17 protein-coding genes are annotated in these 15,104 nt (G+C 35.0%); 11 read left to right on the plus strand and 6 right to left on the minus strand.

All coding sequences use genetic code 11. The features are described from left to right. The first annotated feature begins 206 nt into the window (after positions 1-206). Positions 207-1,310 carry a redox-regulated ATPase YchF gene (gene ychF, locus BM227_RS05065; RefSeq protein ID WP_092911813.1) on the plus strand — a complete coding sequence of 368 codons (1,104 nt, stop codon included), beginning with the start codon at positions 207-209 and terminating at the stop codon, positions 1,308-1,310. Positions 1,311-1,325: 15 nt separating this feature from the next. On the opposite strand, the gene BM227_RS05070 is transcribed toward ychF, so the two are convergent. From BM227_RS05070 to BM227_RS05090, 5 genes are read right to left on the minus strand one after another with little or no spacing between them, the layout of a single operon-like run. Then, positions 1,326-1,946 carry a putative metalloprotease CJM1_0395 family protein gene (locus BM227_RS05070; protein WP_092911814.1) on the minus strand — a complete coding sequence of 207 codons (621 nt, stop codon included), beginning with the start codon at positions 1,944-1,946 and terminating at the stop codon, positions 1,326-1,328. Positions 1,947-1,950: 4 nt separating this feature from the next. Further along, positions 1,951-2,157: a hypothetical protein gene (locus tag BM227_RS05075; RefSeq protein WP_092911816.1), complete on the minus strand. Its 207-nt coding sequence runs from the start codon at positions 2,155-2,157 to the stop codon at positions 1,951-1,953. A gap of 48 nt (positions 2,158-2,205) precedes the next feature. After that, entirely contained in the window at positions 2,206-3,033 is an 828-nt protein-coding gene (locus BM227_RS05080) for a phosphatidylserine decarboxylase (RefSeq protein WP_092911817.1), read from the minus strand. A 1-nt stretch (position 3,034) separates the two neighbouring features. Continuing rightward, entirely contained in the window at positions 3,035-3,856 is an 822-nt protein-coding gene (locus BM227_RS05085; protein ID WP_092911819.1) for a ferritin family protein, read from the minus strand. 3 nt (positions 3,857-3,859) lie between these two features. Continuing rightward, on the minus strand, positions 3,860-4,303 hold the full coding sequence (locus BM227_RS05090) for an iron-sulfur cluster assembly scaffold protein (RefSeq protein ID WP_092911821.1): 444 nt from the start codon (positions 4,301-4,303) through the stop codon (positions 3,860-3,862). Positions 4,304-4,422: 119 nt separating this feature from the next. Between BM227_RS05090 and gltX the strand changes: the two genes are divergently transcribed. The 3 genes from gltX to BM227_RS05105 are packed head-to-tail and all read left to right on the plus strand — an operon-like array spanning position 4,423 to position 7,663. Then, complete coding sequence (gene gltX / locus BM227_RS05095; RefSeq protein ID WP_092911822.1) at positions 4,423-5,721, plus strand: glutamate--tRNA ligase; 1,299 nt, start codon at positions 4,423-4,425, stop codon at positions 5,719-5,721. Then, positions 5,718-6,011, plus strand: a complete 294-nt coding sequence (locus tag BM227_RS05100; RefSeq protein ID WP_092911824.1) for a YggT family protein — start codon at positions 5,718-5,720, stop codon at positions 6,009-6,011. The genes gltX and BM227_RS05100 overlap by 4 nt, the downstream gene beginning before the upstream one ends. Positions 6,012-6,034: 23 nt before the next feature. Further along, positions 6,035-7,663, plus strand: a complete 1,629-nt coding sequence (locus BM227_RS05105; RefSeq protein ID WP_092911826.1) for a lytic transglycosylase domain-containing protein — start codon at positions 6,035-6,037, stop codon at positions 7,661-7,663. On the opposite strand, the gene BM227_RS12630 is transcribed toward BM227_RS05105, so the two are convergent. Beyond that, complete coding sequence (locus BM227_RS12630) at positions 7,590-8,078, minus strand: hypothetical protein (RefSeq protein ID WP_143089693.1); 489 nt, start codon at positions 8,076-8,078, stop codon at positions 7,590-7,592. The two genes, BM227_RS05105 and BM227_RS12630, sit on opposite strands and share 74 nt — an antisense overlap. Before the next feature lie 125 nt (positions 8,079-8,203). Between BM227_RS12630 and mobB the strand changes: the two genes are divergently transcribed. The 7 genes from mobB (at position 8,204) to BM227_RS05140 (ending at position 15,100) form a co-directional block, all read left to right on the plus strand. After that, positions 8,204-8,701 carry a molybdopterin-guanine dinucleotide biosynthesis protein B gene (mobB, locus tag BM227_RS05110; protein ID WP_092911828.1) on the plus strand — a complete coding sequence of 166 codons (498 nt, stop codon included), beginning with the start codon at positions 8,204-8,206 and terminating at the stop codon, positions 8,699-8,701. Then, positions 8,701-9,549, plus strand: coding sequence for a class 1 fructose-bisphosphatase (locus BM227_RS05115; protein ID WP_092911830.1), 849 nt, complete (start codon positions 8,701-8,703; stop codon positions 9,547-9,549). The genes mobB and BM227_RS05115 overlap by 1 nt, the downstream gene beginning before the upstream one ends. Continuing rightward, positions 9,539-9,742 (plus strand): hypothetical protein, encoded by a 204-nt coding sequence (locus BM227_RS05120; protein WP_092911832.1) that lies wholly within the window; start codon positions 9,539-9,541, stop codon positions 9,740-9,742. Before BM227_RS05115 ends, BM227_RS05120 begins: the two co-directional genes overlap by 11 nt. 21 nt (positions 9,743-9,763) lie before the next feature. Then, a complete protein-coding gene (gene metG / locus BM227_RS05125; RefSeq protein WP_092911834.1) occupies positions 9,764-11,737 on the plus strand; it encodes a methionine--tRNA ligase in 1,974 nt (657 codons plus the stop codon). Then, entirely contained in the window at positions 11,738-12,757 is a 1,020-nt protein-coding gene (locus tag BM227_RS05130) for a hypothetical protein (protein WP_092911835.1), read from the plus strand. Between the two features lie 17 nt (positions 12,758-12,774). Continuing rightward, positions 12,775-13,941 (plus strand): calcium:cation antiporter, encoded by a 1,167-nt coding sequence (locus BM227_RS05135; protein WP_092911837.1) that lies wholly within the window; start codon positions 12,775-12,777, stop codon positions 13,939-13,941. A gap of 64 nt (positions 13,942-14,005) precedes the next feature. Beyond that, complete coding sequence (locus tag BM227_RS05140) at positions 14,006-15,100, plus strand: TRAP transporter substrate-binding protein (RefSeq protein WP_092911838.1); 1,095 nt, start codon at positions 14,006-14,008, stop codon at positions 15,098-15,100. Positions 15,101-15,104 lie beyond the last annotated feature (4 nt).

Here is a 15,104-nt window from a genome sequence, read left to right on the forward strand (position 1 = left end):
TGAAAGTTTTAGGTGTAACTTTTTCGTTTGTAAATACCTAATTATAGAGCAATTTGGCTTGTTGTCTAATTTGGTATGGATTTATTGGGGTTTTAATTTAAAATTAATATTGATTTTCTTTTTCTATCTTTGGTATAATTTCTTTTTATTCAACTTCAAAACTTCCCTTAAAAACAGAAGATTAAAGAAACTCAAGGAGTCATTATATGGGTCTTCCCGTAGGAATTGTAGGTTTGCCAAATGTAGGTAAGTCTACCACATTTAACGCACTTACAAAAGCACAAAATGCAGAATCAGCCAACTATCCTTTCTGTACAATCGAACCAAATAAAGCGGTCGTTCCTGTTCCTGATCCAAGGCTAGACGAGTTGGCAAAAATTGTCAATCCGCAAAGAATACAGCACTCTACAATCGATTTTGTCGATATTGCCGGACTTGTAAAAGGTGCTAGTAAAGGTGAAGGTCTTGGAAACCAGTTTCTAAGCAACATCCGTGAAACAGATATGATTTTACATATGGTACGCTGCTTTGAAGATGGAAATATTACACACGTTGAGGGAAGTATAGACCCGCTTAGAGATATTGAAATTATAGAAAGCGAACTGATTTTTGCCGATATTCAGCAGCTTGAAAAGAAGATTGATCGTCTTGCACGACAATCAAAAACAGGTGATAAAAAAGTAAGGGCACAGCTTGAGATAGCGCAAGAGCTTATGAAACATCTTGAAGAGATTAAACCTGTAAGCACTTTTGAAAATAGAGATGATGAAAACTTCATTCAACTTGACAAAGAGCTTAGATTTTTGAGCAATAAACCTATTATTTACGGTGCAAATGTAGATGAAGATGGACTGCTTGAAGATAATGAACATGTAAAAGCTGTTAAACAACATGCCAAAGAGGTAGGAGCTGATGTAATCAAACTCTGTGCAAAAATAGAAGAAGAGTTGGTTCAGCTTGAAGAAGAGGAAGCTAAAGAGTTTCTTGCAGAACTTGGCATAGAAGAGTCAGGACTAGATAAAATAATTCGCACAGCTTTTGATAGACTAGGACTCATAAGTTACTTTACTGCCGGAGTCAAAGAGGTAAGAGCCTGGACAATCCACAAAGGGTGGAAAGCACCTAAAGCAGCAAGTGTCATTCATAATGATTTTGAAAGAGGTTTTATACGTGCTGAAGTAATTGCATATGAAGATTTTATTCAGTATGGTGGCGAACAAGGTGCAAAAGAGGCTGGTAAAATGAGACTAGAAGGAAAAGATTACATAGTCCAAGATGGCGATATAATGCACTTTAGATTTAATGTTTAATCTATAACTGCCCTTTTAGGCGGTTATAGATAGACTATTTCTTTGTTCTATAGGTTGCAAAGCTGTAGAACTATACTGTTTTAACCCCTCTTCCCTTTGAATTTCACTCTTTTCTTTTTGAAGATCCATAAGAGCTTTTAACTCTCCACTTCTTGCACTTGCTGCAACAGCATGATCTTGAGGACTTGGATCAGCAGGAGCCATAGCAGCAGCTTCAACTTGTCGCATCTTCTCTAATGTATCTTGAGGATCTTTTCCTTCACTAATCGAAATAGGAACCTCTCCTGCTACAGCATACATACGTCCATCTGGACCACGCTCATATGTAAAACTTGCTCCTCCTGCAGCTATGCCTGCTGCAGCAGATAAATGTGCACTCTCATGAGCTCTGACTTTAGAATCACTGGCTTGCAACTGAGCAAGCAGAGTTTTCTCTTCACTATCCAGTTCATTTATACTTTTAGGTTTTGTATTATCATCTCTATTTTCTGTAGAATTGTTTGAAGTTTTAGAAGAGTTATCTGCAACTAAAGTGTTATTGTCGTTTTGTGATATAGAAGTATTTGACTGGAGAAAATTGTTTTCTCTCCAGTTTGAATTACTATATGTAGTAAGCCAGTTTGAACTGACTTGCATATATTTACCCCTTTATATCCAACTGCATACCTAAACCAGTCATAGCTGCAATCTGTTGCTGTTGCTGCTGTTGTTGCTGTTGCTGTACCATCTCTTGTTGTTTTTGCATTATATTGTTTTGATTATCCATTGTACTATTTTCAGCTCTTTTTTGCATCTGTACATCTTGCATTTGCGGCATCTGACTTGTAAGAGAGTTTTGAACAGTCATTTTAAATCCTTCTTATAGTTTGTCACTTTAAACAATTATACATCAATTTCAATCACGAATCAATGCAACTTTTTCACCAAAACGTACTTTTGCCCCGGTACCAACTCTTAAATCTATTAAACCAGGCTCTGCAAAAACCAAAACTGTAGAGCCCATCATAAACATACCAAGCAAATCACCTTTATTTAGCCAACGCTCTTTATCATCATATCTATAATAGGTTGGTTCAAGCTTTTGTGCATTTGTCTTAATGCGATGATCAAAGCTAATAGTCATCTTACCAACATTTAATGCACCTACTAAAACAATAAATATGCGTCTGTTTGACTCTGTAAAGCACTCAACAATTACCCGCTCATTCTCTACAAAAAGATTTTTTGTTCTGCGTAATGAAGGAAAGTTTACAGGATAGAGTTTTCCAGGTTGATGCAATATGGATGCAACTCTTAGTTTATATGGCATATGGTAACGATGGTAATCTTTTGGTGAAAGATAGAAGTTTATATATGTTCCATTATAAAGAGCCTTAACCTCATTGCTGTACTGCTGGGTCAAAAGCTCATCTATGCAATAACTCATACCTTTTATCTGAAGAGCCTTATTCTGGTCCAACTTTCCACACTCAGTTACCAATCCATCAACAGGAGAGATAAAAGAGCTTTTACGATAATCTATAGCTCTTCTTTTTCTAAGCTCTCTTGTAAAGAGTTTATTGAGTGTAGGATATGTTGAAGGAGGAGCAAATTCAGACATATCAAGACCTAATAGGTTTACATATGCACTATTTATAAACGACTGTACACCGCTTGGAAACTCATGATTGGCAAAACGTCCAAATAACTGAGATATTGTGTTTTTTATGTCTCTTTTTACCATTTTACTCTATTCTCTCCAAAGCCTCTTGCATGAGGGTAATATGATAATCTTCCTGAAAATTTATGAAATTAAAAAAGTTTTGAAGCTCTTCATTATCTACTGCTTCAGCCAATGCCCTGCACTGCTCTTTTGCACCTTTTTCTTCTTCTATGCCATCTTCTAAAAACTTTTTAAGTGATTCAAACTTGTAAATCTCTTGCGTTACCATACGAGGAACTGCTAAAATTCCCATCTTTGCCATCATTCTTGCAAAAGATTTGAGATGAAACTTTGACTCATCTATCAAGATTTGAAAAATTTCACTAAGACGTTTATCTTCAACAACCGTCCCCGCATAAGAGTAGATAACAATCAACTCATACTCTTTATAACTCTCTTCAAATAGAAACATAACGAGTGCATCAAGTGAGCTTTTTTCAAGCTCATAACCATCAAGAGTTAAAGATTTGTTAAAAGCAGTTACCTTTTCGCTTCGTTCAAATTCACGTTTTAGTGTTGAACGAATAAAGCCTAAATCATTTAACATTCTCTTAGCCAATGGATCACCATTATCACTCAGCTGCTTCTCTACACGCTCAAGTGCTTCATCACAAAATAAAGCTGCTTCACCTTCTGTTTTAAAGTTAAGCTCTATTGCTGGACGCTCATAACTATACTCTATATTTTTAGCCACATAGATTGTCTCTATAAAGCGTAAGTGTCTGTATATGATTTCTGAGTAGTCATACAGTTTTTCAGCCCACTCTCTGTCATTTACTGCAAATGATGAAAAGAGCAATCTAAGCCACGCTTCATGAACCGATACAAATAGACGTTTTTGCATTAATTATTCTCCTTCTTTAGGCACTACACATGCTTTGCTTATCATATGCGTTGGTACCAGTGCTTGCGTGTCACTCTTTTTTGCTTCAAAGTGTTCCAATGCTGCTAAAAAAGCTTCAGCTACCATCTCTGAGCATGCAGCCTCTTCTGGTGGCATCTGGTCTAATTTATCAAGCATTATCTTTGCCAACTCAATTGATTCTTCAATTGTAACACCTTTGATGGTTTCTGTAAAAATAGAACCTGCAATAATTGTCGTCATACAAGCTTTAGCTTGAAAACGGATATCTTCTATCTTGCCATCTGAAATTGAAAGATAGACAATCACCATCTCTCCATTTTCAGGATTTTTACCAATTCCCTGAGCACTTGGAGACTCTAGTTTGCCATAGTTTCTTGGATTCATCATATGATCCATTGTAACATCGTAAAGCTCGTTTTTATCCATAGATCCATTCCATCCGTTAACTTAAGGGTATATAAATAAACCCATTGATAGTAATAAGAAAAGCAGATTATATCATTTTTGGTATAATCTCTTTTAAAATTTATATAAAAAGGGATTAAATGCTTCGTTTCGCACCCAGTCCAACAGGGGATATGCATATCGGAAATCTTCGTGTAGCAATTTTCAACTATATAGTCGCAAAACAGAAAAAAGAGCGTTTTATAGTCAGGATTGAAGATACCGATAAAGAGCGAAATATTGAGGGGAAAGATAGAGAGATTCTTGAAATTCTTCAACTTTTTAATCTTCATCCTGATGATGTTTACTACCAAAGTCACAACTTAACTATTCACCAGCATATGGCAATCAAACTTCTTGAAGAGCGTAAAGCATTTGCATGTTTTTGTACACCAGAAGAGCTTGAGCGTGAGCGTGAAGCAGCCAAGAGTGCAAAAAAAGCGTATAGATACAGCGGAAAGTGTATAAAGTTAAGCGATGCAGAGGTTTTAGCTAATGAAAAACCATTTACCGTACGTCTTAAAAAACCTGAAAACAATGTAGAGTTCAATGACTTAATCAAAGGTGAACAAAGCTTTGCACCTGATGACATAGATAGTTTTGTCATAATGCGTGCTGATAAAACCCCAACATACAACTTTGCATGCGCTCTTGATGATATGATTCATGACATTAGCCTTGTAATCAGAGGTGAAGATCATGTAAGCAATACACCTAAACAGATACACATTAGAAACCAGCTTGGATATGATAAAGAGATAACTTATGCACACCTTCCTATTATTCTTAACACGGAAGGTAAAAAGATGTCCAAGCGTGATGATGCATCAAGCGTTAAATGGTTGCTTGAAGAGGGATTTCTTCCTGAAGCTATAGCTAATTACCTGATTCTTTTAGGCAATAAAACACCTTGTGAAGTCTTTTGCTTACAAGAGGCTATAGAGTGGTTTGATCTTGCAAAATTGTCCAAGGCTTCAGCTAAATTTGATATTGATAAACTAAGATTTTTAAATCGTGAACATATGAAGCGTATGGATTCCAAAGAGTTGTCCCGCGCCTTTGGATTTGCTGATGCCAGTATTGGTGAATTGGTAAAATGCTACCTTGAAGAGGGAAGCACTATTAAAGAGATTAAGCCTAAAATAGAAGCTATTTTTGCTGCTAAACCTTATGATAATGAGTGGAAAGAGCAGATGGAAAAGTTACGTGATGCTCTAAACAAAACATCTACTTTTGAAACTTTTGATGAATTAAAAAGCTATCTGATGAAAGAGACAGGTTTAAAAGGTAAAAACTTTTTCAAGCCTTTACGACTGCTCTTAACAAGTGCAGAGCATGGTCCAGAGCTTTCAAACCTATATCCGCATCTTAAATCTTATCTTATGGAGATTGTAAAATGATACTGTCAACACTAATTCAAGCTATTGCACAAATATTGCATATGGTTATAAGTATCTATATTTGGGTTGTTATTATCGCTGCCCTTATCACATGGGTACGACCTGATCCATTCAATCCGATTGTTCAAACACTATATAGATTGACTGAACCGGTATATGCTTGGGTGAGACGATACATTCCAACTACTGTTGGAGGAATAGATTTAGCTCCACTTATAATTATTTTTGGATTGCAGTTTATTGATCTTTTCTTTGTTAAACTGCTGTTTCAACTTTCAGCAAGCTTGTAAACTAAAAGTTAAAGAACTGAAAGTTGAAAATTAAATTTATTTCTCTTTTGCTTGTGGCTATTTCTATGCTACAAGCAGATGAGATAACTCTAAAACAGTTGGAGCAGTGGCCAAAAAGTTATTCCAGAGATTTTTTTATCTGGAGATATTTAGATCAAAACATATCTGCAAAGTCAGCTGACAAGGCATTCTATTTAATTAATTCTGTAAACTGGTCTTTACTACACAGATACGCTAAAAAGACAAAAAAACCTAGGTTTAAGATGGCTGACAAATGTCACTTTTTAAAACCTAAAGACCTTCCCGCAAAAGATCCATCCTGTTCAGCCATTGCAATAACTCCATATAAATTTTCCAAACTCTCATCCTCAAAACAGTCAGAACTGATAAAACAGCTCAAAAATTTTCCAAATATAGTTAAGTGGATGAGAGTAATGGCTTCAAATGATCCATTTTTAACATTGATTGAAGCAGATTCAGATACCTTTTTTAAAATATACAATCAATGTGGAAGAGTTTGGCGTAATAAATTTCTAAATCACCCTTTACCCCAAAAACTTATAGATCAATTAGCAACAAGAAAAGAGTTTGCACAAACAATCAAGTTGATTGTAACTGACAACAATATGATTGATGCACAAAAATCACTTTTTAAAGTTGATAGTAAAAAGCTGAATCATCAAAGCACATTTTTTCTTGCAATGAATGCTATAAACTTTGGAAGAATCAATCAAGCAAAAAAGTATCTAGAGAGTGCATACAAAAAAGCGTATTACCGCTTCGATTTAGATAAAACTCTGTTTTGGTTAGCTCAAGTTGATCCAAAAGGTAAACATTTAGACGAACTTTTAAAAAGTTTTGATATCAATATATATACCCTTTATGCTAGAGAGTTGAAAAAATTGCCACTGCCAAAGGTTGTTACACCTGACTTTAAAAAAAGTGGCTGTGATTTCAATATCTCAAATCCATTTGAATGGATACCGGTTTTACGACAAATAAAAAATTACTCATCAGATAAACTAACTAAACTTGCAAAAAAATTTAGTTGCGATGAAACAGAAGGACACTACTCATTTTTAATGGAAAGAGCTGCTAGATATAGAACAGAATACTTTCCTATGCCATACAAAAATGCATACAAAGATCTACCTAAAAACGATCAAGCTCTGATATTGGCACTTGCAAGACAAGAGAGCCGTTTTATACCATCATCAATCTCTACTTCATATGCATTGGGGATGATGCAAATAATGCCTTTTTTAGTAAAATCACTTGCAAAAGAGCTTAAAGAACCATTTGACTTAGATAAAATGTTTGATCCAATAATAAATATCTCATACGCTAAACAGCATCTTAAATTCCTAAAACGCTCACTATATCATCCTCTGTTTATTGCATATGCATATAATGGTGGAATAGGTTTTACAAAAAGGCTTCTAAAAAAAAGAGGATTATTTAAAAAAGGGAAGTTTGAACCTTGGCTAAGTATGGAGCTTGTATATTATGATGAAAGTAGACGATATGGCAAAAAGGTACTTGCCAACTATATCGTCTATAAAAATCTGTTAGGAGAACCTATCGACGTAGTGTCGAGCGTTGAAAGTTTAACGAAACCGGACCGTACGGATCGATTTCGAGCTTCAAAGTAAATGATTTATCTTTCATTGAAGGGAATGTGACAATATAGTAACTGCCCCATCTATTTACACCTGGCATTAAAACATAAAGAAAATCTTTTTGCCCTACATTTTTTACACTAATAGGCGAATTTCCATCAAGAATTATATTTTTGCTTATATCCAAAGGGATATCAGTTATTACTCCAACAAAAAATGATATACCTTTATCATACGAAAAACGCTTTGGAAATACTTCATTTAAAAGAGTAGCTGTTACTGTTGCTTTTGTCTCTAAAGATTTAACAAGCTGATTCTCTTTTGTATGGACCAATGCTTTTTCATGAATTAGATCTTTTTGAATAATTTCAGTCACTTCATTTTTTTCTGAACATCCAGATAAAACTATTGCCAATCCTAAAAATAAAAATGCAAATTTACTTCTCACTTAAACAACCTTTTGATTATTTTACATATAACATCATCTATGTTTTAATTCTATCACATTTTACATTAACCTTATCATTTTTTAGCTATAATCCGAGCTATATAAATTTTGGAATAAGTTAAAAAATGAAGAAACGATTAGCTATTGCATTCACAGGACCATCTAACAGTGGAAAAACCACTCTCATTGAAAAAATTGCTAGGGTTTTAATTACCAACCATAAAGTGGCTATTGTAAAAAACGACCCAAAAGATAAAGCAAAATTCGATGTAGAAGGTAAAGATAGCTGGAAATTTTTCAACACAGGTGCTGAAGTTGTCGTAACTTCTCCTACACGTACAACATACTTTTCTCATCGACAAAAACAGATAGATGAGATTATAGAGATGGTAGATGATTTTGACTACCTTCTTGTAGAGGGGTTAAAGACTCTTCCACTTCCTAGAATAGCAATTTTCCGCAATAGTATTGATGAGAGTTATTTCAGGTGTTCTGAAGCGATTGCAATTGATGACTCAATTGATTTGAGTAACTATAATGTACCCTCAAATATCGATATACTTGATTTAAATAATACAGAACAAATAATAAACTGGATAAAAACCAATGCAAAGGCAGTTTAATGACTCTTAAACCGATATTTGATGCCATAGAAAAGTCAGCACATCGCATTCGTGATGCTATAACAAATGAAGATTTATGCTACTCAGAACAGTGCAATGCAACTGGAGATATGCAGCTTAAACTTGACATTCAAAGCGATCTGATTATTGCAGAAGAGTTCTCTAAAATAAGTGCAATAAAAGCGATAGCAAGTGAAGAGAAAGAGGAAGCTGAAATACTGCATGAAAATGGTAAGTATATGATAGCTTACGATCCTCTTGATGGATCAAGCCTTATTGATGTCAACCTTAGCGTAGGATCAATCTTTGGTATATATGATGGTGAATTCCAAGCAAAAAAAATGTTAGCTAGTGTCTATGTTGTGTATGGACCACGGTTAGAGATGGTTACTGCATACAAAGGAAGTGTACGTCACTTTATCTTCCGTCATGGTAAATTTATGGAGCAAGAGACAATTAAACTAAAAGAAAAAGGTAAGCTTAACGCTCCAGGTGGAACACAGCAACACTGGCCAAAGCATCACAAACAGATGGTAGATTCTCTTTTTAATGAGGGTTATCGCCTTAGATACTCTGGAGGAATGGTTCCAGATCTTCATCAGATACTTCTAAAAGGTGGTGGACTTTTTAGCTATCCCGGTACTACAGATAAACCAGAAGGCAAACTTCGCAAACTATTTGAAGTATTCCCTTTTGCATTTGTCTATGAAACAGCAGGTGGTGAAGCAATTGACAATAAAGGGCACCGACTTTTAGAACTCCCTTGTGACGACCCGCATGAAACTACTCCTTGTTTCTTTGGAAGTAAATATGAGATTTCTAAGGTAAAAGAGGCTTATGGTGTCTAACGAAAAAGAGTTAGACAAATGGGAGTTAGCAAGAAATGAAGCAAAAGAGAAACTTCTTGCCTGCCAAAAAGAGATGCAAGTACAAAGTTGCTTAAAGTGTGAAAAAGTAATTGGATGCCAAATAAGAAATGAGTATGTTAGAAAAGTTTATGAAAGTATGAACAAAGGCCAAGGTGGTGGCTTTGAATTCTAAATTTAAGAACAGGATTTTTAAATGAGCGATAAGTGTAAAAAAGTATATATAACTACTCCTATCTACTATGTTAATGATGTACCTCATATAGGTCATGCCTACACAACTATAATTGCAGATACATTGGCAAGATATTCTCGCTTGGTTGGACATATAGATGATGTTTTCTTCCTTACAGGAACAGATGAGCATGGACAAAAGATAGAACAGGCAGCTAAAGCAAGAGGCAAATCTCCACAAGAGTATGCTGATGAGATATCGGGTCGATTCAAAGAGCTTTGGGATGAGTTTGAGATAAGCTATGATAAGTTCATAAGAACAACCGATGAAGATCATATGAGGGGTGTTCAAAAAGCGTTTGAAGTGATGTATAACAATGGAGATATCTATAAAGATGTCTACCGTGGTCACTACTGCGTAAGTTGCGAAACTTTTTTCCCTGAAACTCAACTTATAGATAATGAATTTTGCCCTGAATGTGGCAGAAGCACTACAATGGTAGAGGAAGAGAGCTACTTCTTTAGACTCTCAAAATATCAAGACAAACTTCTTGAATGGTATGAAAATAATCCTGAATGCATTTTGCCAAAATCAAAGCGAAATGAAGTCATTAACTTTGTAAAAAATGGTCTTGAAGATCTCTCTATTACCCGTACAAGCTTTGACTGGGGTGTAAAACTGCCTGAAAGTATAAATGACCCTAAACACGTAATGTATGTCTGGCTTGATGCACTAATGAACTACGTAACTGCACTTGGCTATGGTAATGATGAAAAACTTATGGATTTTTGGCCTGCTAAAGTTCATCTAATCGGTAAAGACATTCTTCGTTTCCATGCTATCTACTGGCCTGCATTTTTAATGAGTCTTGGTCTTGAATTGCCAAAACACATTGCAGCACATGGATGGTGGACAAGAAACGGTGAAAAGATGAGTAAATCAAAAGGTAATGTTGTCAATCCAAAAGAGATTTCAGATGCATACGGACTAGAAAACTTCCGCTACTTTATGCTAAGAGAAGTACCTTTTGGTCAAGATGGAGATTTTAGTCAAAAAGCTCTTATTGATCGTATTAACTCCGACCTTGGAAATGATTTAGGCAACCTTCTTAACCGAATCATCGGTATGAGTGGAAAATATTTTGATTTTAATGTAAAAAGTGATGGAGTTAAAACTTATCACTCTACTGAACTTGAAGAGGTTGAATCTATTTTAAGCAATATTGAAGAGTATCTTTATGAAATTCAAACAAACAGATATTTAGAAGAGTTGTGGAAAACTTTGCGCATTGCCAATAAAGCAATAGATACTGGTATGCCTTGGGCAAAGATGAAAGAAGGAAAAGAGGATGAAGCAATGGCAACAATTGCACTTGTTGCCAATATATTGGCAAAAGTAGCTGTACTGTTGCATCCTTTTATGCCAAAAACAACACAAAAGATTGCAAGTGCAATTGGATTTGAAATTAATACCGAAAGCTACAATAAAATTATTAAAAATAATGAGCTTTTAGGTGACTTTAAAATAGAAAAAATCCCGCCTCTCTTTCCTAGAATTGAAGAACAACAACTATTAGAGACTTCAACTCAAAAAAGTGAAACAGTAAAAGAGGAGAAAAAGGTAAAAATGGAAGAAAATAAAAAACAAAATGAAAATGAAAGCGGTGCAAATCTTATTACTATCGATCAATTCTTCCAAACACAACTGAAAGTAGGAACTGTTGTTGAAGCTGAGGAGGTTCCAAAATCTAAAAAATTGCTAAAGCTACAAGTTGACCTTGGAGAAGAGAAACCAAGACAAATCATTGCAGGAATAAAAGAGTGGTACTCACCTGAAGATCTTAAGGGAACTCAAGTTTGTGTAGTAGCAAACTTGAAACCTGCCAAACTGATGGGTATGCTCTCAGAGGGTATGCTTCTTGCGGCAAAAGATGATGATGGGCTATGTCTAATACGCCCTGAAAAATCTAGAAAACCTGGTAGTTCAATCGGTTAAATGCTTCTTGAAAATTTGCTTGCCGTTACAGGCGGCAAGCTACTAAACAACCCTTCAATATCAAGATTTGATTCTATTGAATTAACTGCATCCAAAGTAACTCGTGGATCACTATTTATAGCTGAATCACCAGAAGAGATAGATAAAGCATTAAGTCGTGGTGCATATGGAATTGTAACTGATGATCTATACATTACAACTACAGATGAAGAAGTAGCCTGGGTTTACGTAAAAGACATCAAAAAGAGTCTTGTAAAACTCCTAAGACTTTGGCTTCTTAAATCTCCAAGAAACATATTTTATGTTTCTACACAAGTTCTAGAATTTTTAGAAATAATACAATCAAATTCATCAATCGTACTATTAAATGGGGATGATGAAGAAAAAAGCAAACAAATTTTATCTTCATCACAAAACCATATAATCTTTTGTGATGACAAGATTTTTCTTGATCATATTGGAGCTAACGAAGTTGTACCTGAAATAAGTCAAGTAAAATATGAAATTGTCGACTCTAGGACTTTTGAAACATCGATTATCATAGATGAAACATACTATAATCGCCTTCCATTAATTCCAAGTATGGTTACTTTTTTAATAGAGGCAATAGGAGTATTAAAATCTTTAAATCATAATTTTTCCATGAATCACATTGATTTTACACCATCACTTGAACCTATATTTGTAAACTCATCTTGTGAAAGGGTTGGTTTTGGAGAGAGTGACAAGGTTTTAATCTTTGCATCAAATGATTTAAAGTGTAAACATCTAAAAATATTTGAAAATGTCAAATGGATAGATTTTAGACTTCTTTTGCCAAGCCAAATTAAGTTTTATTGTGATATAAAATTACCATATTTTACTTGGGAATCAAAAAAAGAGTTTTTTGAAATAGTTACACAACAGATCAAAAAGAGAAGTTATATACTGATTTTTGCACAAAAAAGTGAAATATTTTTTAAAGAGATAGAGAACTTTAACTTAAATAATAGGCCTATCTTAAATCAAGGGCTTTTTTAATAAAAGGAGAATTTTTTATGAATGACTCGTCGTCGGAACCAGCATCATATTTCCAAGACTTTATGGAAAACTACTGGGATTTGATTGCAGGAACTATTTTTGCAATTATTGCTTTTATTCTACACAAAACTGGACACATCTACCTATCAACACTATTTGCAGGACTTGGCATAGCCGCATTCTCATTTACCGTATCTGAAATTGCAGAGATTCTTGCCGAAAGACTACAAGAACCATATGCTAGCTTTGTTCTTACTTTCAGTGCAGTTGCAGTTGAAATTTTGCTTCTATTTATGATTTTGCTTGAAAGCAGTCATGGATCAAGTGCGCTTGAAACAGTCAAGGGTGGTATTATCTCTGCTGTTATTGTAGATATGAATGTACTGCTTGGTATTGCAGTATTTATTGGTGGTTTAAGATTTAAAGAGCAAGAACATAATGAAGATACATCAAGCACATACACTACAATTTTACTAGTAGCATCTGTAGCCTTACTGGTTCCTAGCCTTTTACAATACTCAAAAGGCAGTGGTGAGTCTATAATGACAGCAAGCTATATAATTTCTTTTTTATTAATGATCTACTATATAACAATATTTATTTTTCAAACAAAGACACATATTCACTTCTTTAAAGCTACAGCTAGAAGCCGTATTTTTCGCCTCAGACGAAAAAAAGCAGATCAAGATGAAGAGGATGAAGAAGAAGAAAATTATATTTTCGAAAAACTTCCAAATATTGCCAACTTCTTTGCAATTTTTGGATTAATTTTTATCATAGGTGTAATTGCAGAAATTTTTGCAAGTGATGGTATGCAAATAGCTAAAAACTATGGTATCTCACCTGCTCTTGCCGGTCTTGTTATTGCTATTATTAGTGTCTCTCCTGAACTCTTTACAGCAATAAAAGCTGCTAAATCCGATCAGATTCAAAGAGTTGTAAACATTGCTATGGGAGCATCTACTGTATCAATACTGTTAACAGTTCCTATTCTAATGATGCTCTCTCCTCTTGCCGGTATTGAATTAGCACTAGACTTTAACTCATTACAAATAGGAGCTCTCATTTTAACTGTTATACTGGCTTGGAAAACTACAGATAATGGTGAAACAAACTATGTTGAAGGTATATCTCATTTAATGTTTTTCCTAGCTTATGCAGTTATAGCAGCATTTTATCATTAAAGAGGATTATTAAAATATTTTATTCTTGCTCGAAGAGCAAAGCTTTAGTGAGAGGAATTTTCAAATGAAACGTAGAGATTTTTTAAAATCTGCCGCAGTAGTTGGAGCAGCTGCAACACTCGGTGGATGTACTAGAGAGCAGATAGAGGGTAAAAAGAGTGTCAATATAAACAGACAGCGTAAAGTCAAACTAAAACTTGCAACAAGTTGGCCGGCACACTTCCCAATTATGGGAACTGGTGTTGACCGTTTTGCTGAAATGGTTAAAGCTATGAGTGGCGGGAGTCTTGAGATTAAAGTATATCCTAAAAATATACTTGTTCCAGCTCTAGCTGTATTTGATGCAACAAGCAGAGGTCAGATTGATGCCTTCCACTCTGGTCCATACTACTGGAAAGGAAAAAATCCGGCATTCTCACTATTTAGTGGTTTGCCACTGCGTATGAATGCCAATGAGTTAAACTGCTGGATGAATTATGGTGGAGGTTATGAGCTATGGCGTGAACTTTATGGCAAATTCAATCTCTATCCATTTATAGGTGGCAATACAGGTGTGCAGATGGGAGGATGGTTTAGAAAACCCATTGAGAAACTTGACGACTTAAAAGGGCTTAAAATGCGCATTCCTGGAATGGGAGGAGAAGTTATGGCAAAACTAGGTGTTAACCCTATTCTCCTTCCAGCCGGTGAAATATTTACAGCATTAGAGCGTGGAACAATTGATGCAACTGAGTGGGTAGGACCTGCCCTTGATATTCGCATGGGCTTTTACAAAGTAGCACGCTACTACTATACTGGTTGGCATGAACCAGGCTCGATTCTTGAGCTAACATTTAATAAAACTCGTTTCAATAGCTTAAGCTCAGAGCATCAAGCAATCATTAAATATGCTGCTGAGGCACTAAGTTCTCAAATGTACCATGAATTTATGGATGAAAACTCCAAAGCTCTTAAAAAATTAAAAGAGATGAATATAGAGATAAAAGATTTTCCTAAAGAGATTATAGAGAGAGCTAAAAAAGCTCTTGTAGAAGTTGTTGAAGAGCAGAGCAAAAAGAGTAGTGATTTTAAACGTGTATTTGACTCTATGGAAAGTTACTATAAACAAATTAAACCTTGGAGTGATATAAGCGAAAGTAAATACCTATCGATTAGATAAAAAG

It is taken from the genome of Hydrogenimonas thermophila (assembly GCF_900115615.1).
GTDB lineage: Bacteria > Campylobacterota > Campylobacteria > Campylobacterales > Hydrogenimonadaceae > Hydrogenimonas > Hydrogenimonas thermophila.

Bases quoted from the DNA above. Each gene is read 5' to 3' on its own strand.
- ychF (WP_092911813.1), top strand. From the start codon at position 207: ATGGGTCTTCCCGTAGGAATTGTAGGTTTGCCAAATGTAGGTAAGTCT.
- BM227_RS05070 (WP_092911814.1), bottom strand. From the start codon at position 1,946: ATGCAAGTCAGTTCAAACTGGCTTACTACATATAGTAATTCAAACTGG.
- BM227_RS05075 (WP_092911816.1), bottom strand. From the start codon at position 2,157: ATGACTGTTCAAAACTCTCTTACAAGTCAGATGCCGCAAATGCAAGAT.
- BM227_RS05080 (WP_092911817.1), bottom strand. From the start codon at position 3,033: ATGGTAAAAAGAGACATAAAAAACACAATATCTCAGTTATTTGGACGT.
- BM227_RS05085 (WP_092911819.1), bottom strand. From the start codon at position 3,856: ATGCAAAAACGTCTATTTGTATCGGTTCATGAAGCGTGGCTTAGATTG.
- BM227_RS05090 (WP_092911821.1), bottom strand. From the start codon at position 4,303: ATGGATAAAAACGAGCTTTACGATGTTACAATGGATCATATGATGAAT.
- gltX (WP_092911822.1), top strand. From the start codon at position 4,423: ATGCTTCGTTTCGCACCCAGTCCAACAGGGGATATGCATATCGGAAAT.
- BM227_RS05100 (WP_092911824.1), top strand. From the start codon at position 5,718: ATGATACTGTCAACACTAATTCAAGCTATTGCACAAATATTGCATATG.
- mobB (WP_092911828.1), top strand. From the start codon at position 8,204: ATGAAGAAACGATTAGCTATTGCATTCACAGGACCATCTAACAGTGGA.
- BM227_RS05115 (WP_092911830.1), top strand. From the start codon at position 8,701: ATGACTCTTAAACCGATATTTGATGCCATAGAAAAGTCAGCACATCGC.
- BM227_RS05120 (WP_092911832.1), top strand. From the start codon at position 9,539: ATGGTGTCTAACGAAAAAGAGTTAGACAAATGGGAGTTAGCAAGAAAT.
- metG (WP_092911834.1), top strand. From the start codon at position 9,764: ATGAGCGATAAGTGTAAAAAAGTATATATAACTACTCCTATCTACTAT.
- BM227_RS05130 (WP_092911835.1), top strand. From the start codon at position 11,738: ATGCTTCTTGAAAATTTGCTTGCCGTTACAGGCGGCAAGCTACTAAAC.
- BM227_RS05135 (WP_092911837.1), top strand. From the start codon at position 12,775: ATGAATGACTCGTCGTCGGAACCAGCATCATATTTCCAAGACTTTATG.
- BM227_RS05140 (WP_092911838.1), top strand. From the start codon at position 14,006: ATGAAACGTAGAGATTTTTTAAAATCTGCCGCAGTAGTTGGAGCAGCT.